22 protein-coding genes are annotated in these 25,924 nt (G+C 34.5%); 14 read left to right on the top strand and 8 right to left on the bottom strand.

What is annotated here, in order from left to right; all coding sequences use genetic code 11:
* Nucleotides 1-40: 40 nt before the first annotated feature.
* Complete coding sequence (locus KO527_RS16710; RefSeq protein WP_216041432.1) at nucleotides 41-1,996, bottom strand: methyl-accepting chemotaxis protein; 1,956 nt, start codon at nucleotides 1,994-1,996, stop codon at nucleotides 41-43.
* Between the two features lie 464 nt (nucleotides 1,997-2,460).
* On the opposite strand from KO527_RS16710, the gene KO527_RS16705 reads away from it, so the two are divergent.
* Nucleotides 2,461-4,608, top strand: coding sequence for a tetratricopeptide repeat protein (locus tag KO527_RS16705; protein ID WP_216041431.1), 2,148 nt, complete (start codon nucleotides 2,461-2,463; stop codon nucleotides 4,606-4,608).
* A gap of 103 nt (nucleotides 4,609-4,711) precedes the next feature.
* Complete coding sequence (locus KO527_RS16700) at nucleotides 4,712-5,581, top strand: carboxylate/amino acid/amine transporter (protein WP_216041430.1); 870 nt, start codon at nucleotides 4,712-4,714, stop codon at nucleotides 5,579-5,581.
* 68 nt (nucleotides 5,582-5,649) lie between these two features.
* Here KO527_RS16700 and KO527_RS16695 read toward each other — a convergent pair whose 3' ends face one another.
* From KO527_RS16695 to KO527_RS16685, 3 genes are all read right to left on the bottom strand, one after another.
* Nucleotides 5,650-6,186, bottom strand: coding sequence for a DNA methyltransferase (locus KO527_RS16695; RefSeq protein WP_216041429.1), 537 nt, complete (start codon nucleotides 6,184-6,186; stop codon nucleotides 5,650-5,652).
* Between the two features lie 131 nt (nucleotides 6,187-6,317).
* A complete protein-coding gene (locus KO527_RS16690; RefSeq protein ID WP_216041428.1) occupies nucleotides 6,318-6,578 on the bottom strand; it encodes a hypothetical protein in 261 nt (86 codons plus the stop codon).
* A 293-nt stretch (nucleotides 6,579-6,871) separates the two neighbouring features.
* Nucleotides 6,872-7,303, bottom strand: a complete 432-nt coding sequence (locus KO527_RS16685; protein WP_216041427.1) for a CBS domain-containing protein — start codon at nucleotides 7,301-7,303, stop codon at nucleotides 6,872-6,874.
* A gap of 380 nt (nucleotides 7,304-7,683) precedes the next feature.
* Here KO527_RS16685 and nagK point away from each other — a divergent pair, with 380 nt between their 5' ends.
* The 7 genes from nagK (at nucleotide 7,684) to KO527_RS16650 (ending at nucleotide 14,906) form a co-directional block, all read left to right on the top strand.
* Nucleotides 7,684-8,580 carry an N-acetylglucosamine kinase gene (nagK, locus tag KO527_RS16680; protein WP_216041426.1) on the top strand — a complete coding sequence of 299 codons (897 nt, stop codon included), beginning with the start codon at nucleotides 7,684-7,686 and terminating at the stop codon, nucleotides 8,578-8,580.
* A 71-nt stretch (nucleotides 8,581-8,651) separates the two neighbouring features.
* On the top strand, nucleotides 8,652-9,782 hold the full coding sequence (gene nagA, locus KO527_RS16675) for an N-acetylglucosamine-6-phosphate deacetylase (protein WP_216041425.1): 1,131 nt from the start codon (nucleotides 8,652-8,654) through the stop codon (nucleotides 9,780-9,782).
* A gap of 98 nt (nucleotides 9,783-9,880) precedes the next feature.
* Nucleotides 9,881-11,023: a transmembrane glucosamine N-acetyltransferase NagX gene (gene nagX, locus KO527_RS16670; RefSeq protein WP_216041424.1), complete on the top strand. Its 1,143-nt coding sequence runs from the start codon at nucleotides 9,881-9,883 to the stop codon at nucleotides 11,021-11,023.
* Nucleotides 11,024-11,305: 282 nt separating this feature from the next.
* Entirely contained in the window at nucleotides 11,306-12,103 is a 798-nt protein-coding gene (gene nagB / locus KO527_RS16665; protein WP_216041423.1) for a glucosamine-6-phosphate deaminase, read from the top strand.
* A gap of 176 nt (nucleotides 12,104-12,279) precedes the next feature.
* A complete protein-coding gene (locus KO527_RS16660) occupies nucleotides 12,280-12,636 on the top strand; it encodes a helix-turn-helix domain-containing protein (RefSeq protein ID WP_216041422.1) in 357 nt (118 codons plus the stop codon).
* Nucleotides 12,629-13,558 (top strand): NAD(+) diphosphatase, encoded by a 930-nt coding sequence (nudC, locus tag KO527_RS16655; RefSeq protein WP_216041421.1) that lies wholly within the window; start codon nucleotides 12,629-12,631, stop codon nucleotides 13,556-13,558. The genes KO527_RS16660 and nudC overlap by 8 nt, the downstream gene beginning before the upstream one ends.
* Nucleotides 13,559-13,736: 178 nt before the next feature.
* Entirely contained in the window at nucleotides 13,737-14,906 is a 1,170-nt protein-coding gene (locus KO527_RS16650) for a cystathionine beta-lyase (RefSeq protein ID WP_216041420.1), read from the top strand.
* 46 nt (nucleotides 14,907-14,952) lie between these two features.
* Here the strand turns inward: KO527_RS16650 and KO527_RS16645 are convergent, their stop codons facing one another.
* On the bottom strand, nucleotides 14,953-15,978 hold the full coding sequence (locus tag KO527_RS16645) for a LacI family DNA-binding transcriptional regulator (RefSeq protein ID WP_216041419.1): 1,026 nt from the start codon (nucleotides 15,976-15,978) through the stop codon (nucleotides 14,953-14,955).
* A 304-nt stretch (nucleotides 15,979-16,282) separates the two neighbouring features.
* Here KO527_RS16645 and glk point away from each other — a divergent pair, with 304 nt between their 5' ends.
* Together glk and KO527_RS16635 are read left to right on the top strand one after the other, a co-directional pair.
* Nucleotides 16,283-17,266, top strand: a complete 984-nt coding sequence (glk, locus tag KO527_RS16640) for a glucokinase (RefSeq protein ID WP_216041418.1) — start codon at nucleotides 16,283-16,285, stop codon at nucleotides 17,264-17,266.
* Nucleotides 17,267-17,296: 30 nt separating this feature from the next.
* On the top strand, nucleotides 17,297-18,319 hold the full coding sequence (locus KO527_RS16635) for a LacI family DNA-binding transcriptional regulator (protein ID WP_216041417.1): 1,023 nt from the start codon (nucleotides 17,297-17,299) through the stop codon (nucleotides 18,317-18,319).
* A 78-nt stretch (nucleotides 18,320-18,397) separates the two neighbouring features.
* On the opposite strand, the gene KO527_RS16630 is transcribed toward KO527_RS16635, so the two are convergent.
* The gene (locus KO527_RS16630; protein ID WP_216041416.1) at nucleotides 18,398-18,643 is read right to left on the bottom strand and encodes a YdcH family protein; all 246 of its coding nucleotides are present in this window, start codon (nucleotides 18,641-18,643) and stop codon (nucleotides 18,398-18,400) included.
* 9 nt (nucleotides 18,644-18,652) lie between these two features.
* The gene (locus KO527_RS16625; RefSeq protein WP_216041415.1) at nucleotides 18,653-18,967 is read right to left on the bottom strand and encodes a TraR/DksA C4-type zinc finger protein; all 315 of its coding nucleotides are present in this window, start codon (nucleotides 18,965-18,967) and stop codon (nucleotides 18,653-18,655) included.
* Between the two features lie 182 nt (nucleotides 18,968-19,149).
* Between KO527_RS16625 and KO527_RS16620 the strand changes: the two genes are divergently transcribed.
* A complete protein-coding gene (locus KO527_RS16620; protein ID WP_216041414.1) occupies nucleotides 19,150-20,187 on the top strand; it encodes an isoaspartyl peptidase/L-asparaginase in 1,038 nt (345 codons plus the stop codon).
* 35 nt (nucleotides 20,188-20,222) lie between these two features.
* Here the strand turns inward: KO527_RS16620 and KO527_RS16615 are convergent, their stop codons facing one another.
* Nucleotides 20,223-21,263 carry a GGDEF domain-containing protein gene (locus KO527_RS16615; protein WP_216041413.1) on the bottom strand — a complete coding sequence of 347 codons (1,041 nt, stop codon included), beginning with the start codon at nucleotides 21,261-21,263 and terminating at the stop codon, nucleotides 20,223-20,225.
* A 240-nt stretch (nucleotides 21,264-21,503) separates the two neighbouring features.
* Between KO527_RS16615 and hrpA the strand changes: the two genes are divergently transcribed.
* Together hrpA and KO527_RS16605 are read left to right on the top strand one after the other, a co-directional pair.
* On the top strand, nucleotides 21,504-25,445 hold the full coding sequence (gene hrpA, locus KO527_RS16610; RefSeq protein WP_216041412.1) for an ATP-dependent RNA helicase HrpA: 3,942 nt from the start codon (nucleotides 21,504-21,506) through the stop codon (nucleotides 25,443-25,445).
* A gap of 137 nt (nucleotides 25,446-25,582) precedes the next feature.
* Entirely contained in the window at nucleotides 25,583-25,879 is a 297-nt protein-coding gene (locus tag KO527_RS16605) for a PilZ domain-containing protein (protein WP_216041411.1), read from the top strand.
* Nucleotides 25,880-25,924 lie beyond the last annotated feature (45 nt).

Genomic DNA, 25,924 nt, shown 5'->3' with positions numbered 1-25,924 from the left:
GACAAAAGTTAGCTTTAATCATCATTATAAAAATGGTTATTTAAATGGTAAATTTAGAAGCCATTGAATTTAATTTACTCGCCATATCATTAACCTCAATACTTGCTGTTCTTGCTTGTTGGGTTATTTCTGTGGTTTCATCTAATTTATCTTTAATTGCTGACATATTATCAGTGATTTCAGCTGCAACACTGGATTGTTGTTCAACAGCGGCGGCAACTTGCATATTCATTGATGAAATTTCATTGATAATATCATCAATTGCACTTAGTGCTGTATTGGTCGCTTTAGATTGCTCTACTGTATCAGCTGCTTTTAAAGTACTTTGCTCCATAACTGCTACTGTTTTTGCTGTACCATCTTGCAGGTTATTTATAATTGAGTGTATTTCTGCTGTAGAATCTTGTGTTCTTTGTGCTAAAGTTCTGACTTCATCGGCTACAACTGCAAAACCTCTACCTTGATCTCCTGCTCTAGCTGCTTCAATCGCTGCATTGAGCGCTAGTAAATTTGTTTGCTCCGAAATACTTTGTATTACTTCGATAACTGATCCTATTTCATTGCTTTGTTTTTCTAAATCTGTGATTACTATCATAGAGTCAGCTAAATTTTTAGCTAAATCATTAACAGATTCAACGGTTGCTTGCACAGCGACTTTGCCTTTTGTAGCTTCTTCTAAACCTACTTCTGATTTTTGTGCTGAATCAGAAGCATGTCTAACAACCTCTTGTATACTATTTGACATTTCTTCAATAGCAACCACAACCATATCAGTCATTTGTTTTTGGTCGAGTACAATATTTGTGTTTTTTTCTGCTATTTCAGCGCTATTATTAGCTGAACCGATTAGTGTTGTACTTGTTTCCATCATGGAACGAATTAGCGCTCTTAATCTTTGTGACATTTGTGCCACAGAACGATATATCCCACTATCACTATCTTTTAAATTAAAGGACTGGCTAAAGTTACCCTCTGCTATTTTATTCGTGATTTTGGCTATTTCTGTTGGCTCGCCACCGATAGGTTTACGAATAATTTTAGCCATAAAAATTGCAATTGCGATACCAGCAAACAATGCAATGAAAGATATTATCCCAACTAAATTTTGTGTGTTATTTGCATTATCTTGAACTCTTGGGCCTAAGCTATCTTGATCTTTTTTAACAGAGAGTTTTACCTTTTCAATTTTATTAGCAACTGAAGGGCCAACTTTATTAAGCGTATTATTAATTAGGTCATTTCGCTCTTTAATAATATCTATAACCTGCTTAAATGCGTCGATATAGTTTTTATGATTCTCGCGAACGGTACTAAGTAATTGAAGTCTAGTTTCACTTTCAATTTGTTCATCTAGTGCTTCAAGCGCTTTGTTCATTTTATTTGTTAATTCATCTAGGGCTCTTTGTGAATCAGTATCAGCATTTGTGACTAAGTACTTAGTTACAAAAAGCCTTCCTAATAATAAATGTTCTTGTACGCGAGATGCGTAAAAAGCCGCATCAGGCTCAGCTTCATCATAGGCTGTTTCTATAATTTCAGTAGTTGCTTTGCGCATTGCTAAACCTGCAGGGTCTAATTGTTTGGAGACAATTGAATTCCTATCTGCAAATAAGCTTATGACTTTAGAAAACCCATTTTTATACAGTTCAACTTCTGATGTTACTTCAGACACTAATGCTGCTCTACTTGGATTTTGGATTTCCTTTTGAGCTTCTAAAAGGAATTTATCCATATTTTCACGTCTTTGCTCAAATTGTTCTATTGTTGATTCTTTTCTAGTGTTTAAAAAGCTGAGTACGGACAAACGCATTGTAAGCATATTGGCTTGGACTCTGCCTGCTAAATTCGTATCTTTAGCAAGGCCTCGATACTCAACAAAACCGTCATATGTTTTGGATAACCCTTGATAGGCAATAAGTGATGTAATGAGTAAAATAGCTAATATGACCCCAAAAGAGAAATTGAGCTGCATATTGAGTTTCATTTTATTAAACATGTTTGCCTCATATAGAGAAAAATGTAAATTTGAAGACATTTCCATTATGAATAAAGTTGATGAAATCAAGTTAAATGAATTTCATTGTTTTACTTACTTCCATGCTAATTTTAGTATAGATAAAAAATTTGAATTTACTGAAAAATAAAGAGTGTATGAGGTGATTTTTTATGGTTTAAATTCGGTTAAGCTTAAATGCGTTAATGAAAAGTATATTTTAGAATATAAAATTTTATTGTGATAAATGACTGTTTCATAGGTGTTTTTATGTCAATTTTAAAATAGAAATCTAAATTTTTTATAAAACGTCATTTTTTAACTTGCTTAAGTAATACATGAACGGTTTATTTAGGTAATAATAACTAACTTCTTTCATTGAAAATTATTATAATAAACTTATTAAGTTAAATCATAAAAGCAACCATAATTTGTATATTGTAAGCAAACAGTTACTATTTTTAGTTATGTTAATTATCATTTCTTTTTCAAAGAAAGTTGATGCTAATAACATCCCTCAAATAGAGCAGCTTTTAATTGATAACCCTCAAAAAGCGCTAGCGTTAACTAAAACCGCTTTAAAGCAGTTCCCTAAAGGTGAAATCCCTGTTGAGCAAAGTTATTTTGAACTTAACATAATGCAAATAAAAGCACTGGTTAAGCTTGGTCACTTTGCTTTGGCAACCACAAAATCTCACAAATTATTACAGAAAACTAAACATATCAAAAATAAAATATGGCAAGCGCGATGTTTAAAAGTTTTGGGATTGATACATCAGCAGCAAAATAACTTTGCTCAAAGTATGGAATATTTTAATCAGGCTGAAACTATTTTTATTGGTCATAAACAACAAATTGAACTTATTGAGTTATATACTTTTAACAGCCGAAATTATCGTGAGCAGACACAATATAAATCTGCTTTAGCTTTATTAGATAAAGCATATAAAATAGCTGAACCACTAAAAAGTTATCAACTATTAGCAAATATATACAATGCCCAAGGTGTTATTTATGATTACTTAGGTAATTTTAAACAAGCCTTAGAGAAACATGAACAGTCGTTTAACTTACAAAAAACGGCAAGAAATCAGCAGGGTATGGCTAATTCTTTATATAATATTGGAGAAATATACCGAGATACCGATCATTTAGATTCTGCGCTTACCTATTTTACACAAGCATTAAAAATAGATATAAAACTTGGCGATCCTAGGCATATAGCAAATAGCCATAGTAAATTAGCGCAAGTTTATTTGTCTTTAAATAAGCTTGAAATTGCTTATGAACATGCTAATAAAGCAGTGAAAATAGCGAATAAAACAGGCGCGCCTAGTGAAGTGAGTTGGGCACAAACTAATTTAGCAAAAGTACTCATTGCCGAGAAAAAATTTGAAGAAGCTGAGAATATACTTCAAAGTGCATTAAAGTTTGCAGTTAACTCTGGGGCAATACGTACTGAGCAAACAGTTCGTATTACTTTAGTTGAATTAGCTCTCGAAGAGCTTCGTTTGGATGATGCAATGGCATTAATTGACAGAGCATTAAAATTTGAAGATCTTGGCTTAACTTATAAAGCAAAACTTAACCTTCTACAGTCTCAAGCGCAGGAGTTTATGGGTGAGTTTAAAGGCGCTTTAAAAAGTTATCAACAATACAGTGCCATTAACAATGAATCTGAATTAAATCATAATAAAGACTATATTAATTTACTTAAGCAAAATATTGAATTGGTCAGGAAAGATCAAATAATATTAGAGTCGAAAAATGTGCAATTACAAACGCAAGTACAATTAGAACAGTATCAACTTAGATGGTTACTGATAATTATTGTATTTGTTTTGTGTGCGCTTGGTACTGTTTTTATATTTTGGAGACAACTGCAAAATCAACAACTCACTAACTTAAGATCTCAGCTTGCCGATCAAAAATTAATTCAAAAAAATCAATTGTTAGCGAATGTGAGTCACGATTTACGTACGCCTCTCACTATTTTAAAATTAAGTATTGAGTCATTAGAATTTAATTTAGAGCCAGATCCTAAAAAAAGCTATTTAAATGTTTATAGCAAAATAGATCAGCTCAACAACCTTATCGAAGATCTTTATCAGTCATCACAGTTTGATAAACAAGAACTTGTTTTAAATAAAGTAAATATTAACCTCGATCATCTTATATCAATGGCTTGTTATGACTTTACGGCATTAGCAGAGTCTAAAGGCATCACTATTAGTTTTAAAAAACTAACTAAAGGTAAAATTACTTGCGATATCGATGCTGAGCGGACGAATCAAGTTATTGGTAACTTAATTAAAAATAGTATTAATTACACTGATCCCGGTGGCGCCATAATAGCTTCATTAAAGAAGGCTGATGGAGCAATATATATATATGTTGATGATACTAGCCCAAGCTTAGAGCCAGATGAATTTGAAAAAGTATTTGACCGTCATTATCGTGGTGATCAAAGCATGACTCAAGATAAAACAGGTTCAGGTTTAGGTTTAACTATTTGCCAACAAATCATTTCAGCACATGGTGGTGAGATCAGTGCATCTAAAAGTGAACTGGGTGGCGTGAAGATCCAAATTGTTATGCGTCAAGAAACTAGCTAACTGTAATAATGAAGGTGAACAAGTTTATATTTTTCTTTCAAATATATGCTTTAAAATCTCCTTTTGTTTACAATAAACCAAAATAATTAAAGTAGTGTGTTTAATGCCATATCTTATTTCGGTCACTGTATTATGGGCCTTTTCGTTTAGTTTAATTGGAGTGTACTTAGCGGGGCAGGTTGATGCTTGGTTCTCTGTATTTATGAGAATTGGTTTAGCTATGTTAGTGTTTTTGCCATTTTTAAAATTATCACACATACCTAGAACAACCGCTTTAAAATTAATGGGCATAGGGGCGATTCAATTAGGTTTGATGTATGTATTTTATTATCAATCATTCTTGTATTTGTCGGTACCTGAAGTGTTATTGTTTACCGTTATGACGCCTATTTATATCACGCTGTTAAACGATGCTTTTGAACGAAAATTTCACCTTAACTTTATGCTAACTGCACTTCTAGCAACTTCTGGTGCCGTAGCAATTCGTTATAACGGAATCAATGCAAATTTCATATTAGGTTTTGTTTTAGTACAAGGCGCTAATCTATGTTTTGCAACAGGGCAAGTATGCTACAAGCGTTTAATGACAACGCAACAGAATGAACAAAACTTAGAGCAAAAGGCGGTATTTGCTTGGTTTTTCATTGGTGCATTTTGTGTCGCAAGTGTGTGTTATTTAATATTTGGTGATACAACAAAACTACCAACTACAGATTTACAATGGGGCGTTTTAATTTACTTAGGAATAGTGGCATCAGGCTTAGGATATTTTGCTTGGAATAAAGGGGCAACTTTAGTGAATGTAGGCGCTTTAGCTATTATGAATAACTTACTGATCCCAGCAGGAATTATCGTTAATTTGGTGATTTGGAATCGTGACGCTGATGTTCTTCGCTTAGTATTTGGAGGCTTGTTGATTGTTATGTCATTAGTGCTCAATCAGTGGCTAGAAAAACGCAGAAAGACTATTTGATTAGCTGTTCAGTGATGTTATTCAACATGAGAACCCCGATAAAACACTTCGGGAATGATAAGGATAGTTTAGTGCTCAGTTGCTTTACTTATTAAGTGACTTAATCCTTCTGGAATATTAAAACGATTTCCACGATCCCAAATAAACCAACAATATTCACAGCTGTCAGATCCCGCATTTACAAAGCGTGGTCTGGGAATAATAATGGGGGTTTTATTTGGGAAACCCACTTCAGCCCAAAAGGGCACACGTTTTTTACTGCCTAAAAAATTGACTCTTTGTAAATATGCCATAGTGCCATTTGGCGCTAATTCACTCAGGCTCTTTTTAATAAATTCTTCGGTTAATGAAAACGGTGGGTTAGTAATTATCACATCTACTTGTTTAAAGTTAGTTGTTAAATAATCAACACCCAAGGATAGTTCAGCCCATTTTTTATTTGCTGCAGGCAATTTCACTTTATTAAAGATAGCGTCAGTACCACGACATGGCTCTAAAAAAATATCATTAGGTTTAAAAGTTAAACTCGCAAGTAATCGATTTACTACGAGATCTGGGGTCGGGTACAACTCTCTCGTTAATGTTTTTCCATTGGTTGAACTCATAGTGTCTTAGATGATCCCTAAATAATAAATGGCAGCGAAAAGTGTGCTAGTGTAAGGGAATTACAGACAAGGATATAGGGTTTATTGTTTTAATCTGGCCTATGTTCAAATGAGTGAACTTCTTAAAGAGCTTACATAAATGATATATCGCCTTTACATCCTGGTCTAATTAAATAAATATCATTTATCTGAAAAGGGGTTCCCCATTGCTGAGTGGTTTTTATATCTTTAATTTCTTTACCTGAAAATTCTACAATAGCACCATTCTGTCGATATTTTTCTGTTAGGTTACTAGGTAAAAGATTTAAATTATTATCAGTCACTATGCCATAAAAGCCACCTTCAAGTTCTATAAATTTTATAGTGCCTTTATACTGAATAATAGAGGTCAATATGAGTTTCTCCATTTTGGTTTATAATTAATTTTAGCGTGTCTGTATGTTAAAGTTTAAATAGAGTTTGAACTTATAAATTCAAGTTACCGGTGGCAAACTTTATTATTCAATATTACATCACAACAGCAAAAAATTTGACATAAAATAACGATGTTATCTCATGATTTGGCTTGAAAATATATTGTGAATACTATGCAAAAATTTATAAAGTGGAATCTATGAATAATGAACTAATAAACAAGCGTTGAAGGACGATTAGTTACATAATTTCAACAGCTTGCTTATTCATATTAAACGATACGATCATGACCTTTTTCATAAAACGAACGTAGATGTATATCTATTGCTTTTAATATATCACTACGTGTAATAATACCTAATAAGCGTTTGTTTTTGTCTACGACAGGATAGATTTTGGGCTTATTACCTTGAATTTGTTGTGCTAAATCAAGAATAGAATCATCTATGCCAACTGTTAACACATCTTCTTTCATCATCGTTGCCACGGTCGTGTGAGGGTCGCTCAAATAAGTATCTTCTAACAGCCGCGATAGACACTCTTGCTCTGATACGAAACCGATAACGTGCATATAAGAATCTACTACGGGGCCTCCTATTTGGTTTGAACGAATTAATTTTTCAGAGGCCTCAGCAACTGTCATATCAATATTAAAGGTGACAGGGCGTTTGTTCATGTAATCCGCAACTCGAATGGATTTCATTTATTTCTCCAGATCTATTTTATTTTATTGAAGATAGTGCTTATATTAATAAGCGTAGTTATGTTTTAATAATTTGCACTAAAGACTTTAAAATTAAACTATTACAGTGAAACAGATATTGATATTAAAATGCCTTATACTTATTGGTAAACCCTCAATTAAGCATAATTAGGCTATAATTTCTTAAAGTAATAATTAACAGTATTATTATTAACTTATAAAGTTATATTGTTTTTTTATGACTTTTTTAAAAAAACTTAATGACAACGCTGTCATTAATTGTGTAACATTAATTCAACATGAGTTGGGAATTAAATACTTGTTAACCGTTAAATCACAAGTAAATAAAGAGAAAAAAATAAAAGACTAAGGGTCATTTGATGATTGAGATCAGTGAAAAAGAAAATCAGTTATATATAGGAATAGATGGCGGCGGTACTAAATGTCGCGCAACTGTGTTTTCTACTAAAGATGGAGTAGTAGGTACTGGATTAGGTGGTCCTGCAAATCCACTTCATGGTCTTGAGCGTACTTTAGAGTCGATTATGGTCTCAACTCAACTTGCAATGAAAGATGCAGGACTTGGTACTAATGATGTTAAACAGGTTGTAGCTGGGCTTGGCTTAGCAGGTGTTAATCTTCCTGGTTTATATCAAAAAATAAATGAATGGCACCACCCATTTAAAAAAATGTTTTTAACAACTGATTTGCATACTGCATGTATTGGCGCACATAAAGGTGAAGATGGCGCTGTGATCATTACAGGCACAGGATCATGTGGGTTCTCTGTTGTTAATGGTAAAAGTACAATTTTAGGTGGTCATGGTTTTTCACAAGGTGATAAAGGCAGCGGCTCTTGGATGGGTTTAGAAGCGGTTAAAGCATGTTTACTAGATTTAGACGGATTAGGACCACAAACTATGATGTCGCAATTAATGTTACAACACTTCGAAGTTAATGATGCGATGAGCATAGCAGAAAAAATGGCGGGTAAACCATCGAGTGCCTATGCCCAACTAGCACGTATTGTTTTTTCTTGCGCAGATAAAGGCGATTTAATTGCATCTGTAATAGTTCGTGATGGTGCGTCTTATATTAGTGATTTAGCACGTAAATTGTTAGAGCAAAACCCACCGCGTTTATCTATGATAGGTGGATTAGTCGAACCTTTACACAAATGGTTAGATGAAGATATATCAGTTATTGTAAAACCTCCAATTCAGCCACCAGAAATGGGTGCTGTTTATTATGCACAACAGTCACTATTAAGTAATTAATTTGAGTGTGTTCAGGCTACATAGGTAGTAATTGATTTTTAATAATATTTCGTAATTAAGGCAAAATAAATATGGCACAGTTTTTACAAGTAGATCGCGTTTTTACAGGTACTGAATTTCTTAATAACGTGACTTTAAAAATTGAGCAAGGAAAAATTACTGAACTTGGTCATGATAGCGTTGAGTCGGCACAAAAATTAAATGGTTTATTAGTACCCGGTTTTATTGATGTACAAGTTAATGGCGGCGGTGGTGCATTTTTTAATGCTGAGCAAACGCCAAGCTGCTTACATAAAATAGCGCATTCACATGGTCAATTTGGTTCAACTGTTGTGATGCCAACTTTGATAACAGATAGCATTGAAGTGATGAATAAAGCTGCAGACGCTATCGCTCAAGCAATTAATGACAAAGTGCCAGGTGTGTTAGGTGTTCATTTTGAAGGGCCACACTTGTCATTACCAAAAAAAGGTACCCACAGTGAAAAGTTCATCCGTGGTATTTCTGAAGCTGAATTTGCAGTGTATGCTCGTCAAGATTTAGGTCTTAAAATGGTGACATTAGCACCTGAGAATGTATCTGTTAACGATATCAAACGCTTAGTCGATTGTGGTGTAAAAGTTTGTTTAGGCCATACTAATGCTGATTTTGATACGGCTATGGCTGCGCTTGATGCTGGCGCAGATGGCTTTACCCATTTATTTAACGCAATGTCAGCTTTCACTTCAAGAGAGCCTGGTGTTGTAGGTGCCGCACTTTGGCATAATACAAGTTGGTGTGGATTAATTGTTGATGGTCATCATGTTCATCCAGCTTCTGCAAAACTAGCAATTAGCACTAAGTCTAAAGGTAAAATCATGTTAGTGACAGATGCGATGCCACCGGTCGGTACAGATGATACAGAATTTGACTTCTTTGATGGACGTACTGTTATTCGTACAGGAGACAGGCTGAATTCTTCAACAGGTGAATTAGCGGGAAGCGTATTAGATATGGCTTCTGCAGTTCGAAATACAGTGAATACATTAGATATTAGCTTAGATGAAGCACTCAGAATGGCTTCTACTTATCCGGCTGAATATCTAGGGTTAGAAAAATCTAAAGGGAAAATAGACGTTGGTTTTGATGCTGACTTTGTATTGTTGGATAATAATCAAAATGCATTAGCAACTTATGTTTTAGGTAATAATATTACTGAGTAAAAAATTATTTAAGTAAGCCCTGGACAAAACCCGCTCCTACAAGCGGGTTTTTTTTAGTTTTTAGACTTATTTAAATTTTGCAGTTAAAAGGGTAAAAAATGACAATAAATGATACAAAAAAGAAAGTTGCAAAAAAGCGGTTAGCTTCATTAGATGCACTGCGTGGTATGGATATGTTTTGGATTTTAGGTGGTGAAAAATTATTCGCTGCCTTATTTGTTTTAACCGGTTGGGCAGGTTGGCAAGTCGCACATGCACAAACATTGCATAGCCAATGGCATGGATTTACCTTTTACGATTTAATTTTCCCTTTATTTATCTTTCTTTCCGGTGTGGTAATGGGGTTATCACCAAAAAGAATCGATCATTTACCTTTATCAGAACGTTTACCTTTATATAAAAAAGCGTTTAAAAGATTACTATTATTATGTGTTTTAGGCATATTTTACAATCATGGTTGGGGCACAGGTATTCCGGCCAGTTTAGATGAAATCAGATACGCCAGTGTATTAGGGCGAATCGCTGTCGCTTGGTTTTTTGCAGTGATGTTAATTTGGCATACCTCTTTAAGATTTCAAATGCTCACAGCGTTTAGTATTTTAATTGGTTACTGGATTTGGTTAAGCTTTATTCCAGTACCAGGCGGTAGTGCAGGAGTATTAACGATGCAAGGAAGTTGGAATGCTTGGATAGACCAACACCTTTTACCAGGTATTACTTATCAAAATCGCGCGACAGATCCTGAAGGGTTATTATCTAACTTACCTGCAATCGTAAATGCTATTTTAGGAATATTTGCTGGTCGTTTAATTGCCAAAGCACCAGACTTAGGCGAATGGAAAACTGTGGGTATTTTATTTGCTTCAGGGCTTATTTGTTTAGCACTAGGTTGGACTTGGAATTTAGTATTTCCTGTTAATAAAGATTTATGGACTAGCTCATTTGTACTCGTCACATCTGGCTGGAGTGCCATTTTACTAGCGGTATTTTATGCATTTGTGGATGTATTAAACTTTAGAAAAGCGGTTTACCCATTTGTTATTATTGGTGCAAACTCAATTATGATTTATTTAGCATCTAGTTTATTAAACTGGGAATATACAGCAAAAAGCGTATTTGGTGGTTTAGTGGTTGCGGGTTCTGAAAGTTGGCAACCTCTTTTGAGTGTATTTGCACTATTAGGTGTACAACTACTTGTTTTACATTGGATGTATAAACGAAAAATATTAGTGAGCGTTTAGAGTTAATTATACATTAGGCTGCTTTATACCAATTGTTGATATTAAAATGATCAGTTAATTAGCCAAATAGTATAAGTAATAACAATAATTACTTAAAATAATTCACTTTTACTTTACAAGTTAAAAATTAAGAGTAATAATGACAGCGTTGTCAATTATGGTTTAAACCTAAAATTTGTCGTATCCCGATTAGGTTTTTTGACCTATGGTTATAATATCTTGCACGGGTTGTTAGCCATAGGTCCCATTTTCTTTTTCTTCTTTTTATAAGAGTTTATTCATATGCAAATCGTTATTTTAAAAGATGCCGCTCAAGTTGCCGAATATGGTGCTAATATATTTATTGAGCAAATTAAAAATAAAGCGAACTCTGTAATTGGCTTGGCAACAGGTTCAACTCCGGTTGCACTTTATCAAGAACTTATTCAAAAGAATCAGCAAAATGAAGTGTCTTTTGCTGATGTAACTAGCTTTAACTTAGATGAATATTTAGGTTTGAAAGGGGAACACCCACAAAGCTACCGCCATTTCATGGGTGAGCAATTATTTAACCATATTGATATCGATTTAAATAATACACATGTTCCACCAGGTGATGCTAATAATCCATTAACTGCATGTAATGACTATGAAGATAAAATTACTAAAGCAGGTGGGATTGATGTACAGCTGCTAGGTATAGGTAGAAATGCTCATATCGGTTTTAATGAGCCTTCATCAGGTTTAACATCTCGTACGCGTGTAAAAACATTAACACAAGCAACGATTGACGATAATGCACGTTTTTTTGCTGAAGACGAATACCAGCCACATCTATCTATCACTATGGGGATCGGCACTATTTTAGATTCTAAAAAAGTAGTGCTTCTTGCAACAGGCGAAGGTAAAGCTGATGCAATCAAAGATATGGTCGAAGGTCCTCTTGCTGCAATTTGTCCTGCATCAGCACTACAATTACACCGTGATGCGGTGATCGTAATCGATGAAGCAGCAGCTTCAAAATTAGCAGATACAGAATTTTATAAGCATATCGAAGCAGAAAATCAAAAATTAATCGCGCACTTAGCTAATTTAAAGTAATTAATCTCTGAAGCGGTTAATGAGCAAGAATATTGCTTTAATCAATTTCACATACTTTGTTCAAAAAGACTCTTAATCGGGTCTTTTTTTTGTTTAAGGTGCTACATATTGTGTAGCGGTGTTGTTTGAGTTAATCTAAATGTAAATAGACTCTCATCTTTAGTAAAGGACAAATTATGGCACTGCCAATACCTGGTAGCCCTGTGAGGGGAGCATCTTCTGGTAAACCGATCATGGCCCTTTTTGATTTATTAGGTCGCACTTGGTGTTTAGGCATAGTGTGGCAATTAAGTTTTGGTGATGCCACTTTTAGAGAATTGCAAAGACGATGTGAAGATATCTCTCCGACGTTATTAAACAATAGGTTAAAAGAGTTAATGCAACTGGATATAGTTGAGAAAAATTCACAAGGTTATGGTTTAACCATTCAGGCAAAAGAATTGGCTAACTTAATAAAACCTATGGGTGATTGGTCACAAACTTGGGCTGAAAACTATTTAAATAAGAATGATGTAAGGGATGATAATGCTTAAATACTGTGAAATGAACTTAGATCGCGCATCAAATTTTAGAAAAGATAATACTTGGCTAGAAACTAAAAAAAATAACAATAGCAAATGGCTAGTCATGTTTGATGATAAAAACTTATTTTGTAACGATAAAAACGAGCCAATATTTTTATCATTTGATGAACTCTTATCTCTAAATATGGATTCACTCGAAAATGCTATTTTTTTAGGGTTAGAAGGAGAGGTATCATATTTTGCGCTAGATCTGACAAACTCAAATGAGCAATTATTAAATAATGCGAACCAAATGGGCGAGTTTTATGATATTCGTCAGTGTGGTCCTAATATTGAAAACCAAGTTGCTTCAATTTTAATATTGGCGCGCGCTTTATGCCATTGGCATAGAACACATAAATTTTGTGGACGATGCGGTAGCGTTAATACATTAGTAGAAGCAGGACATAGCCGAACTTGTACTAATCTTGATTGTTCGCATCAAACATTTCCAAGAACAGATCCCGCAGTGATTATGTTAGTTGAAAAAACATTCCCAGATGGCATTGAACGCTGTTTATTGGGACGTCAATCAAGTTGGCCACAAGGTGTGTATTCAACTTTAGCCGGGTTTGTAGATCCTGGTGAAACACTTGAAAAAGCAGTGCAAAGGGAAGTGTTAGAAGAGGCGGGTATTGAAGTTAAAAATGTAGAGTATATCGCCTCTCAGCCTTGGCCTTTTCCATCATCTATTATGCTAGGATTTATTTCAACGGCAGTCAGTAGCACAATTGAAGTTGATCAAGATGAATTAGAGCAAGCAAAATGGTTTACTAGAGCAGAGCTGAAAACTTTCTCTAATTGGGGAGATGAAGATGAGGGACTTAAATTACCACGCAAAGATTCTATTTCGCGATTCTTGATTGATTATTGGATAGAAACATCAAAATAACCATAAACACAGATATTATGATTATATATTTACAAAGATGATGAAAATTCCTCAACAGGAATATATGCCAAATTCTGTCACAATAGTGATATAAGGTTATTCAAATTTTATTGTGAAGCCTTTTAATGAAAATGCTTTAATTTCACAATAATAGATAAATTGTATGGAATAAATATAAATGAAAAATGATACTAAAATTGTAGCCGCAGGAAGAAAAAAAGAATTTACCCAAGGCGTTGTAAACCCAGTTGTTCAAAGAGCATCAACAGTGGTATTTGATTCAGTTGCAGATATGCAACATGCAGTTAAAAATCGTGCTAATGAAACTTTATTTTATGGCCGTCGCGGCACCACTACCCATTTTGCCTTTCAAGATGCTATTACACAATTAGAAAATGGCGCAGGATGTGCGTTATACCCTTGTGGTGCAGCAGCAATTACACAGGCAATTTTGTCTTTTGTAAAAACAGGCGACCATATTTTAATGGTGGACAATGCGTATGAACCAACACGTGATTTTTGCGATAAAATTTTAACTAATATGGGCGTTGAAACGACGTATTATGATCCTATGATAGGTGCAGGTATTGAAGGTTTAATTCAAGACAATACCAGTATTTTATTTTTAGAGTCCCCAGGTTCTTTAACCATGGAAGTACAAGATGTACCTACATTAGCCAAAATTGCACATAAACATAATATGGTTGTAATGTTAGATAATACTTGGGGCAATGGTTTTCATTATAAACCACTTGATTTTGGCGTGGATATTTCTATCCAAGCTGCCACTAAATATATCGTTGGTCATTCAGATGTTATGATGGGCGTTGCTATCGCCAACGAAAAACATTGGGATCAGTTAAGAGAACATTCCTATTTATTAGGCCAATGTACTTCACCCGATGATGCTTACCTAGCGCTACGTGGTTTAAGAACCATGCCAGTTAGATTAAAACAGCATGAAACAAGTGCGATTAAAGTAGCAAAGTGGCTGGAAAAACATCCCTTAGTAGATCATATTCGTCATCCTGCTTTTGAGTCATGTCCTGGGCATGAGTTTTTCCAACGAGATTTTTCTGGCAGTAATGGTTTGTTTTCATTTGTAATGAAAGCAGGTAATCAAAAAGCCATTACAGCGATGCTTGATGGTATGCATCATTTTAAAATGGGATTCTCATGGGGTGGATTTGAGAGTTTAATCACAGCGAGTCTTTCAATCAAACATTTACGTTCTGCCACTGGTTGGGATAAAGGCGCATTAATTCGTTTGCATGTCGGTCTTGAAGATGTTGAAGACTTATTAGAAGATTTAGAAGCGGGTCTTAACAGATATCAAGCCCAACTTTAAATAATTATTAAAAACCCCAAAATAGGCAATTTGGGGTTTTTAATGTTTAGTGTGTTTTTGTAGAACCTCGAACAATGAGCTCAGGTAATAACGAGTTTACAGTTATATCTTCATCATTAATCATTTTAAGCAAATTAGTCACTAACATTTCACCCGCTTTAGAGGTATCTTGTTGTACAGTTGTTAAAGGTGGATTAGTAAAGCTTGCAATTGGAATATCATCAAAGCCAACTACAGCAACATCTTCAGGTACTTTTATCCCAGCCTCAGTTAATGCTTTTATCGCACCTATCGCAATTAAATCACTGGCAGCAAATAAAGCATCAAATTTTATATTATTACTGATCAAAGATTTTGTAGCTTGAAAACCAGATTCATCTGTAGAAATCGCATTCGCTATTTTTCTAGAATCAATACTGAGATTCTTTTTGGTAAATTCGTCATTAAATCCATTAAAGCGTGCAAAAAATTCAGGGCTATGTTCTGAAGCATCACCAATAAAAGCACAGTTTGTTCGCTGTATATCAATTAAATGTTTAGCGGCGAGTTGTCCACCATGATAATTATCGCAGCTAATAGATAAATTAGGGCTTTGTGTAACCTTTGCACCCCAACATACAAACTTAGTGCCTTGAGCTAGCAACTTATCTAGCTTTTCTTGGTAATCAATAAAGTCACCATAACCAAGTAAAATAATGCCATCAGCTCTATGGCTATCTTCATAATCGGCATGCCAATCTTTGCTTGCTTGTTGAAACGAAATAAGTAAATCATATCCAACATTGGCACAGGCACGTGTAATAGAGCCTAACATCGCTAGAAAAAAAGGATTTATTTGGGAGTCATCTTTGGTCGGATCTTCAAATAACAATAACGCTAAGGTATTACTTTGTTGAGTTCGTAAGTTACTGGCGTTTTTATCTACTTTATAATTAAGTTCTTTAGCAACTTCGTGTACCTTTTTGCGTGTTTCTTCATTCACTAATGGGCTATTTCTTAAAGCACGAGAAACTGTAGATTGAGATACTCCCGCATAATGCGCGATATCAAATGACGTTGCTTTGCCTTTCATTTTTATTCCCGTGAACGTTTTTTATAGATACTTTTCTTCTAACAGAATAAATGTTTTTTGAGATTATTATCAAACTATTTTTAAAGATATGTCTTTTTTATAGTAAAAATGACATGACACCGGTGTCACAATGAAGGTATGATAATGTTTAGAAATTTTTTGGCGTATTTTACATTGCTTACAAAAGATATAAACAAAAACTTAAAGCATGTTAACAATAACCATTAAATTATCGAGGAATGAGGTTATTAACTGTGATTAACCAAATATGGTTTTTCAGAAAATATATTAAAGAGAGAATGATATGCATCACAACAATGCATTTGAACCTATTGTAGTTGCTGATATTGGTGGTACTAACGCACGATTTGCATTAGTAACTGACTTTGATGAAAGCACAATGAAATTCAAAATTGAGCAATCACAAACATATCCAAGTGCTAATTATTCCTCTTTAGAAAGTGTTTTGACCCAGTACCTGGAATTTGTATCATCCTTTGCACCAAAATATGCCTGTTTAGCAGTGGCAGGTCCAATTAAAGGTGAATCAGTAAGATTGACAAACTTAGGCTGGAATTTTGTTGTTAGCGATATTAAACGCGAATTTGGTTTTGAAAAACTAAGTGTTATCAATGATTTTGCCGCTTTTGCTTATGCTTCACCTTATTTAGATAAAAATGATAATGTGCAAATTAAAAATGGGGTTAGCGCAGAGAAAAATAATATCGCTGTGATTGGACCGGGTACTGGTTTTGGTGCTGCAGCTTTAGTTATAAATAACGGCCAACAAGCTGTATTAAGTTGTGAAGCTGGTCATATTAGTTTGGCTGCAGTTACACCACTGCAAATATCTTTATTGGCAGAATTAAAAGCCGAATTTGACCATGTTTCAGTTGAAACTGTATTTTCTGGCATAGGTTTAACCCGTTTATATAAAGCGATGGCATTAGTTAATAAAGTTGATGCTGAAAATTTAGACCCTGCACACATTACACAAAAAGCTTTGGATGGCAGTTGTGATATTTGTATGAAAACATTAGCAGAGTTTTGTTCTTGGCTTGGCTGTGTTGCGGGCGACTTAGCCCTTACATTTGGTGCCAGAGGCGGAGTATTTATAGGTGGTGGCATTTTACCTAGAATGCAACAGGTATTATTAGAGAGTCATTTTGCAGATAACTTCAATAAAAAAGGCATTATGACTAATTTTGTACAAGATATTCCGGTGACATTAGTTGTACAAGATAATATCCCTTTAATTGGTGCAGCGGCCTGTATCGTAAATCAATAATTATGATTAAAAATTTAAAAAGAGAATTAAATGAGTAAAGCAACGATAAACAGTGTTGCAAAATATGCGGGTGTATCTAAAAAAACGGTATCTCGCGTATTAAATGAAGAGCCGAACGTGAGTAGTGCGACTCGAGAAAAAGTGCAACAGGCATTTAAAGATTTGGATTATAGACCAAATCCAATCGCACGTGGCCTTGCCCATAATAGAAGTTTTATCATTGGCTGTATCTACGATAATCCGAGTAAAAGCTATATTACACGTGTTCAAACGGGTGCATTATCTGCCTGCCACGAGAAAAATTACAACCTTTTAATACATCCATGTGAATTAAGAGGCCAAGCATTATTAGATAATATTGATGCTTTGATCCGCCGTACTAGACTCGATGGCATAGTACTTACGCCTCCGTTTTGTGACAAAACGGAAGTACTTGAGTATTTAAAAAGTAAAAATATTCCCTACGCTAGGGTTGCGCCTGGTACATTAGATGATGATTCAATTTCTGTGCGAAGTAATGATGAACAAGCTGCATTTGAAATTACAGAGCTGTTGATTTCATTAGGCCATAAAGATATTGCTTTTATCAAAGGACACCCAGATCATAGCTCAACTACATTGCGCTTTAGTGGTTATTTAAATGCATTGAAAAAGAATAATATTGAGTTTAAACCTGAACTTGTAGATGAAGGTAACTTTAGTTATCACTCAGGTGAAGACAGTGCGCGTAAAATATTAAGCCTATCACCTAGACCTTCAGCCGTATTTGCATCAAATGACTATATGGCTGCGGCAGTTTTAAAAGTGGCCTCACAGCTTTCTTTAAAGGTGCCTGAAGAAATGTCGATAGCGGGCTTTGATAATGCACCAATCGCACGTCATATTTGGCCTGGGTTGACCACAATAGCGCAACCCGTAGAACAAATGACATATACAGCCCTAAGTAAATTAATTGAGCAGTTTACAGAGCAAGATGATGAGCTTCCTCTTCATCAGGAAACGCTTGAAGCGCAATTAATCATCAGAGAATCAACGGATAAAGTTAAAAACTAATTATTATAATACCGGAGAATAATCTCCGGTATTATTCGTTTAGACAAGATAAAAGCGCAACTTAGCGTACTTTAAAGGTTACGATGCATGTTGCTTTAACATTGCATATAGCTCATCTTTTAAAGCTAATCTTTTCAACTTTAAGTTATCTAAATATTGATCAGAGGTATTTTCAACACCTTCTTCTATTCTTATCACTTCATGATCAAGCTCATGATAATTTTTAAATAACCGAGAAAAATGCGCATTATTCATTTTTAAATCTCTGATCTCGACTTTAAACTCTGGAAATTCATGGTGAATGTCGTGTTTTTCTATATTCATATTATCGTCCTAATGTGCACAGTGGATACAAGTTTGGGTATAAGGTAAAGCGTGTAATCTTTCGGGGTGAATATCATTAGAGCAATGACTACATACTCCGTATTGATCATTTGCTAATTTACGAATAGCTTCATTAACTAGCTGTAATTCACTTTTAGCTTCATTACGAATTTCATCTAAAACCTGATCATTTTCGGTTTCAGTTGCTTGCTCTGAAAAATCCTGAGAGCGGCCTTTTTTAAAATCATTTTCGATTGCGTTAATTCGTGAAATTAATTCAATTTGCTTTTGTGTTAATGAATCTAATAATTGATTTACTGGCATTATCATCTCCTTTCTCTATAAATCCAGATTACGCCTAAGATTTATAACAACCTTGATCTAGCTCAAAAAATTAATCATATTAATTTAAAATTATCATTCATCTCATTTTCTTGTATTGATTCAATATTTAATTCAAATTGAATGTATAACTAAAAATAAGAGATAACTAAAAAGAGAGTATAATGAAAAAAATAATGACTTTAGCAAGCTTAATATGTGCATTAAGCACTTCAGGCTTTTCTGGTGGCATAAGCGCCAAAGAAGCTCCCTTAGCTATTGCCATTCATGGTGGTGCAGGAACAATTGAAAGAAGTAAATTTACCCCCGAAAAAGAAAAAGCATATAGGGCAAAACTAAAAGAAGCAGTGGAAGCAGGTTATAGAGTTTTAAATGAAGGTGGAGAAAGTTTAGATGCAGTAACAACCGCAATTAATATTTTAGAAAATTCGCCATTTTTCAATGCGGGTAAAGGCGCTGTATATACCTATGATGGTAAGCACGAAATGGATGCCTCTATCATGGATGGCCGAAACCGCCAAGCAGGTGCGGTTGCAGGTGTTAAACATATAGAAAACCCAATTAATTTAGCGCGTCTGGTTATGGATAAATCTGTTCATGTAATGCTCGCTAAAGAGGGCGCTGAAGAATTTGCCAAACAACAAGGCATAAAGCTAGTTGATAATAAAATATTTGATACTGAACACAGATATCAATCTTTATTAAAAGCAAAGAAAAAACTCGATACAGCTCACAGCAATAAAGATTACCAAGCAAATCATCAAGCCTTACCCGTTAATTATAAAATGGGCACTGTAGGTGCAGTTGCGTTAGATATAAATGGTAATATAGCTGCGGGTACATCAACAGGCGGTATGACTGCAAAACGTTTTGGTCGTATTGGTGATTCGCCGGTTATTGGTGCGGGTACCTTTGCTGATAATAATTCTTGTGCCGTATCTGCAACAGGTCATGGTGAGTATTTTATTCGTTATAACGTGGCAGCTGATATTTGTGCTCGGGTGCAGTATCAGGGAAAAACTATCGTACAAGCAGGTAATGAAGTCATACATGATGTATTACTACCAGTTGGTGGTACGGGTGGTGTAATAATAATTGATACTAAAGGTAATATCAGTTTACCATTTAATACCAAGGGTATGTATCGCGCTTCTAAATCAAATACATCAGCGACTTATGTTGGTATCTTTAAAGAAGACTAACTTGCCTATGGAGTGCTTAATATAAATTAAGCACTTTAATTAGCCTGTTTATTGAGTTTGTTCTTATACATATTTTGATCAGCTAAATTTATTAAGTCATATTCATTATTCTTATATTCTGGATCTGTTTGTGAGATCCCAACGCTAATTTTATATTTAGGATATTTATTTGTAAAAGAAGTGAGTATTTTCTGACAGATAACTTCAGCATTGACTTTATTACATTCAGGTAATATTAAGCAAAACTCATCCCCTCCAGCCCTACAGGGGATATCGACTTCTCTGACATTATGGAGCATTAAATTACTGAAATATAAAATAACTTGATCTCCTTTGTTATGTCCTTCTGTATCATTTATTTTCTTAAAATCATCGATGTCAAAATAAGCAAGTGACAAATGTGTATTACGTCTTTTTGCCACTTTTAATTCTCGAGTCAAGAATCTTTCCATAGAACGTCGGTTAAACAAGTGAGTCATAGGATCTAATTGCGTTAAACGTTCTAATTCAGTTGATTTTTCCTCTAAATTTTTAGCATAAACTTCAAGTTTTTTCTTCGAAGAAATTACATCATTGAGGAGACTATCTATATAAGTATCAATTACTAAGCTTGAATCAAAAATGAGGAGTTTGTCCAGTGAACACAATAATAAATTATGATCATCTGAAGACTTTTTAAGTACTTCATTTAAAATATATTTTAAATCGGACATGGCCGACATATAAAGTTTAGGTTCAACGCCTATTCTTTTATGTACGAGCCCAATTCTTAAACGGTTGTTTACATAATGATTGTCATAACAACCTGAAAATAAATCTAAAATATACTCATGTTGTGCACATTTGAGTTTTTGTAATGTATCTATATCACCAATTAGTATTGACACTTCTTCATTTTGGGTTTGTTTTTCATAAAACTTATCAATAATAAAATCAATGTTTTCTTCGATTAACACTCTATTTGCAAACAAAATATCAAAGTTTATTTTTTTTAGCCCTAAAATTTCAAATCTATTTGAAATCTCTATTTGGGTTATTTTCATTTTTTCTAACAGTGTCATATCTGTGAGATTCAATTGCGTAACCTTTATTATTCAAGTTTATGTTTTAGTGTTAAAATTAATACATATAGATTTAGTGTAGTACAAAAAATACAAATTTTTTGAAGTGCTAAAAAGTCGATATATTTATCAATATTTTAAGCTTCAAAAAGGATATTTAGATGAAAATTATAAAGGAGGTCAAAATGCGCTATTCGATAAAAGTATTTTTTGGTAAAATCAGCGTCCTTTTTTAGATTGAAAGCTGAAGTTTGTATGTCGTCTGAGCCACAAAAAATAAATAATAAAGATTTATACAAAAAATTAAATGAATGTCTCAAGAAAGATCAGTTCTTTTTTAAGCGCCGTATTGATGGTGTCAAAAAAATAAAAGACGAAACTAAACAGCAAGATGCACTTAATAAAATACATCAATCTATTGAAGAGAGTATTTTAAGTCGCGAAATTCGCGCACAAAATATTCCTGAAATTACTTATCCAGAAAACTTGCCTGTCAGTCAAAAGAAAGACGAAATTAAAGAGGCCATCGCTAATAATCAGGTGGTTATTTTAGCTGGTGAAACAGGTTCAGGTAAAACCACTCAATTACCTAAAATATGTTTAGAATTAGGACGCGGTATTGCAGGTTATATTGGTCATACGCAACCTAGACGATTAGCTGCAAGAAGTGTTGGTACACGTATCGCACAAGAACTTAATACTGAATTTGGTAAGCAAGTTGGTTATAAAATTCGTTTTAGTGATCAAGTAACAGAACAAACCTATATAAAGTTGATGACTGATGGTATTTTACTTGCTGAAATTCAACAAGATAAGTTTTTAAATCAATACGATACCATCATTATTGATGAAGCCCATGAACGCAGCTTAAACATTGATTTTATTTTAGGTTATTTAAAAGAGCTTTTACCTAGACGCCCAGATTTAAAAGTAATTATCACGTCAGCAACAATCGATCCTGAAAAATTCTCAAAGCATTTTGATAACGCACCTATTATACAAGTATCAGGTCGTACGTATCCGGTAGAAGTGCGTTACAACCCAATATCTGATTACAGTGTTAAAGATAATGATAAAAAATCAGAAGGTGAGGGCGATCAACTACAAGGTATTTTTGATGCCGTTGATGAATTAATGCATGAAGGGCCAGGTGACATTCTTATCTTTATGAATGGTGAACGTGAAATTCGCGATACAGCTGATGCATTAACTAAGCGTAATTTACGCCATACTGAAGTATTACCTTTGTATGCACGTCTATCTAATGCAGAACAAAACCGTATATTTTCAAGTCACAGTGGACGACGTATCGTACTCAGTACCAACGTTGCAGAAACCTCTTTAACTGTCCCAGGTATTCGGTATGTTATCGACCCTGGTACAGCACGAATTAGCCGATATAGTGCACGTACTAAAGTACAAAGATTACCAATAGAGGCGATTTCTCAAGCAAGTGCCAATCAACGTAAAGGGCGTTGTGGTCGTGTTGAAGCGGGTGTGTGTATTCGACTTTATTCAGAAGAAGACTTTAATGGTCGCCCTGAATTTACCGACCCTGAAATATTACGTACAAATTTAGCATCTGTAATTTTAAAAATGATTTCTCTTGGCTTAGGAGATATGGAAAAATTTCCATTTGTTCAAGCCCCTGATAGCCGAAATATCAACGATGGTTTAACGCTTTTACAAGAACTTAAAGCGATTTCAAATAAAAAAGAACGCCACGCTAAACATGTCAACATTACGAAGCTGACAAAAAGCGGCCGAGAATTAAGTCGATTACCTGTTGATCCAAGATTAGCGAAAATGGTATTAACAGCGGCATATGAAGGTGGTTTATTTGAAGTTATTGTTATAGTTGCTGCTATGTCTATTCAAGACCCAAGAGAGCGCCCATCAGATAAAAAACAAGCCAGTGATGAAAAGCATAACCGATTTAGCGACCCTGATTCTGATTTTGTCGCATTTTTAAACCTATGGCGTTATTTAGATGAACAACAGCAAGACTTAAATCGCAATCAATTTAGACGTTTATGTCAAAAAGACTTCTTAGCTTATATGCGTGTTCGTGAATGGCAAGATATTGTTTATCAGTTAGTGACGATTTGTCAGGAAATGGGCTTTAAAGTTAATCAAACAAATGCCGATGGCGAAGTAATACATAAAGCACTTTTATCTGGCATGTTAAGTCATATTGGTTTTAAAGATGAAGATAGACAATTTGTAGGTGCAAGAAACTCTAAGTTTTATGTATTTCCAGGTTCTAGTTTATTTAAAAAGAGCCCAAAATGGTTAATGTCGGCTGAGCTTGTTGAAACTTCAAAACTCTATGCGCGAATTAATGCAAAAATTGATGTGAAATGGCTAGAGTCATTAGCATCACATTTAGTTAAGCATAGCTATAGTGAACCGCATTACGAGAAAAAACCTGGCTGTGTTATGGCGTTTGAACAACAAACTTTATATGGCTTAGTGATAGTCAATAAACGCCGTTGTGTTTATAGTAAAATTGATTCAAAAGTGAGCCGTGATTTATTTATCCGCACTGCTTTAGTAGAGCAAGAACTTGGGCAGAATGAAGGGTTTTTACAGCATAATCAAAACTTAATTGATGACATTCAAAGTTTAGAAAATAAAGCGCGTCGCCGTGATATTTTAGTTGATGAACAAACGCTTTATGAGTTTTATGTAGAAAGATTACCTGAGCATATTAATAACCGTACTGACTTTAATACGTGGTGGAAAAAACAAAAGCAAACGGATAAACGCTTTTTACATATGACACGTGAATACCTGATGCAGCATCAGGCCGAACATATTACAGATGCAGAACATCCAGATACGTGGCAGCAAAATAACATTATTTTACCGCTGAGTTATCATTTTGATCCTGGTAAAGATATTGATGGTGTTGCAGTTCAAATTCCATTGGCTTTATTAAATCAAGTGGAAGAAACTGGTTTTGATTGGCATATACCTGCATTTCGACATGAATTAGTGTGTGCTTTGCTTAAATCTTTACCAAAAACAATTCGACGTAACTTTGTGCCTGTACCAAATTATGCCGATGCTGTAATGAGTGCAATTGAACCTATGCAAGGCAGTTTTATCGAGGCTATTTCAAAACACTTATTACGTATGAGCGGTACGCGAATTGACCCTCAAGCGTGGGATTATTCTGCTTTAGCGACGCATCTTAGAATGCAATTTGAAGTACGCGGTGATAAAGACAAACTCTTAGGTCGTGGTACGGATTTAGAAAAACTAAAACGTGAATTACAAGGTAAAGTAACAGATACTTTGTCTAAAGTAGCAGATAAAGGCATAGAGCAAACTGATATTACTCATTGGGATTTTGGCGAATTACCAAAAGCCTATGTTAAAAAACAAGGCAGTTATGAAATCAAAGCTTTCCCAGCGTTAGTAGATAAAAAAACCAGCGCTGCAATTGAGTTATTTGATTCAGAAGAAAAAGCAATTACAGCGCATAATCAGGGCTTACGTCGTTTAGTTTTATTAAATGTGCCATCGCCAATTAAATATTTACAGCAGAAGCTGCCAAATAAAGCAAAATTGGGTTTGTATTTTAACCCGTTTGGTAAAGTGAATGAATTAATCGATGATTGTATTGCAGCTGGTGTTGATAAATTGTGTCAGGATATGAGTAGTGAAGTTGATATTCGAAATGCGGATGATTTTGAAAAAATAAAAGAACATGTTCGTGCTAATTTAGATGATACTGTGGTTAAGATCGCCATAGATGTCGAGCAAGTATTGAGGTTGGCACATGGGGTTAATAAACGTTTAAAAGGGCGTGTAGATTTATCTATGATAAACGCGCATGGTGATATTAAATCTCAGCTAGAAAGTTTGATTTTTAAAGGTTTTATTAGCAGTTTTGGCGCTCAAAAAATTAAAGACTTGATCCGTTACTTTAATGCTGTAGATCGCAGGCTAGAAAAACTACGTATTGATCCTAATCGAGATAGATTATGTATTTTAGAGCTAGATAAAGTTGAGCAACTATATAAATCTGAAGTTAAAAAGGTGCCTAAAGGCGTTAAAATGCCGCAAGCTTTAGAAGATATTTTTTGGATGCAACAAGAGCTGAGAGTATCATTTTTTGCGCAAACTTTAGGCACACCATATCCCGTTTCAGCTAAGCGGGTGATCAATGCAATAAAAGAACTCAGTTAAGGATTTAATAGTTATTAACTCTAATTGAATAAAATGCAGGCATTATTTTAAGATAATAGCTTGCATTTTTTTTACATCTCTTTAATTTATAGGTATTGCAGTATATAAATTTCTCGATAACAGGAGCATGGAGCAGTATGTTACACGAAGATAAGCGTAATTTTTTTAGAATGATGGTAAATGCACAAGCAGTATTAGTTTTACTTGATTCAGAGTCTGGTCGTGAGATAGATGGCGTGTGTCGTGATTTAAGTGCCACAGGTATGTCAGTTGAATTAGACGAACCATTAGAAGTAAATACTGAACTTAAAGTAAAAGTTGGCTCAACCAATAATGGCGTACCATCTTTGGATGCGATTGCAAAAGTGATACGTTGTTCAAGTCTTGAGACGCAAGAGTATCTTGTTGGGCTGGAGTTTATTGAAGTAAACTAATAAAACTTGCTACGTAAATTTTATTGATGCCCACTACGTGGCGAA

The organism is Pseudoalteromonas sp. C2R02 (assembly GCF_018860845.1).
Taxonomy (GTDB): domain Bacteria; phylum Pseudomonadota; class Gammaproteobacteria; order Enterobacterales; family Alteromonadaceae; genus Pseudoalteromonas.
This window is presented reverse-complemented; position numbering and strand designations above follow the sequence as displayed.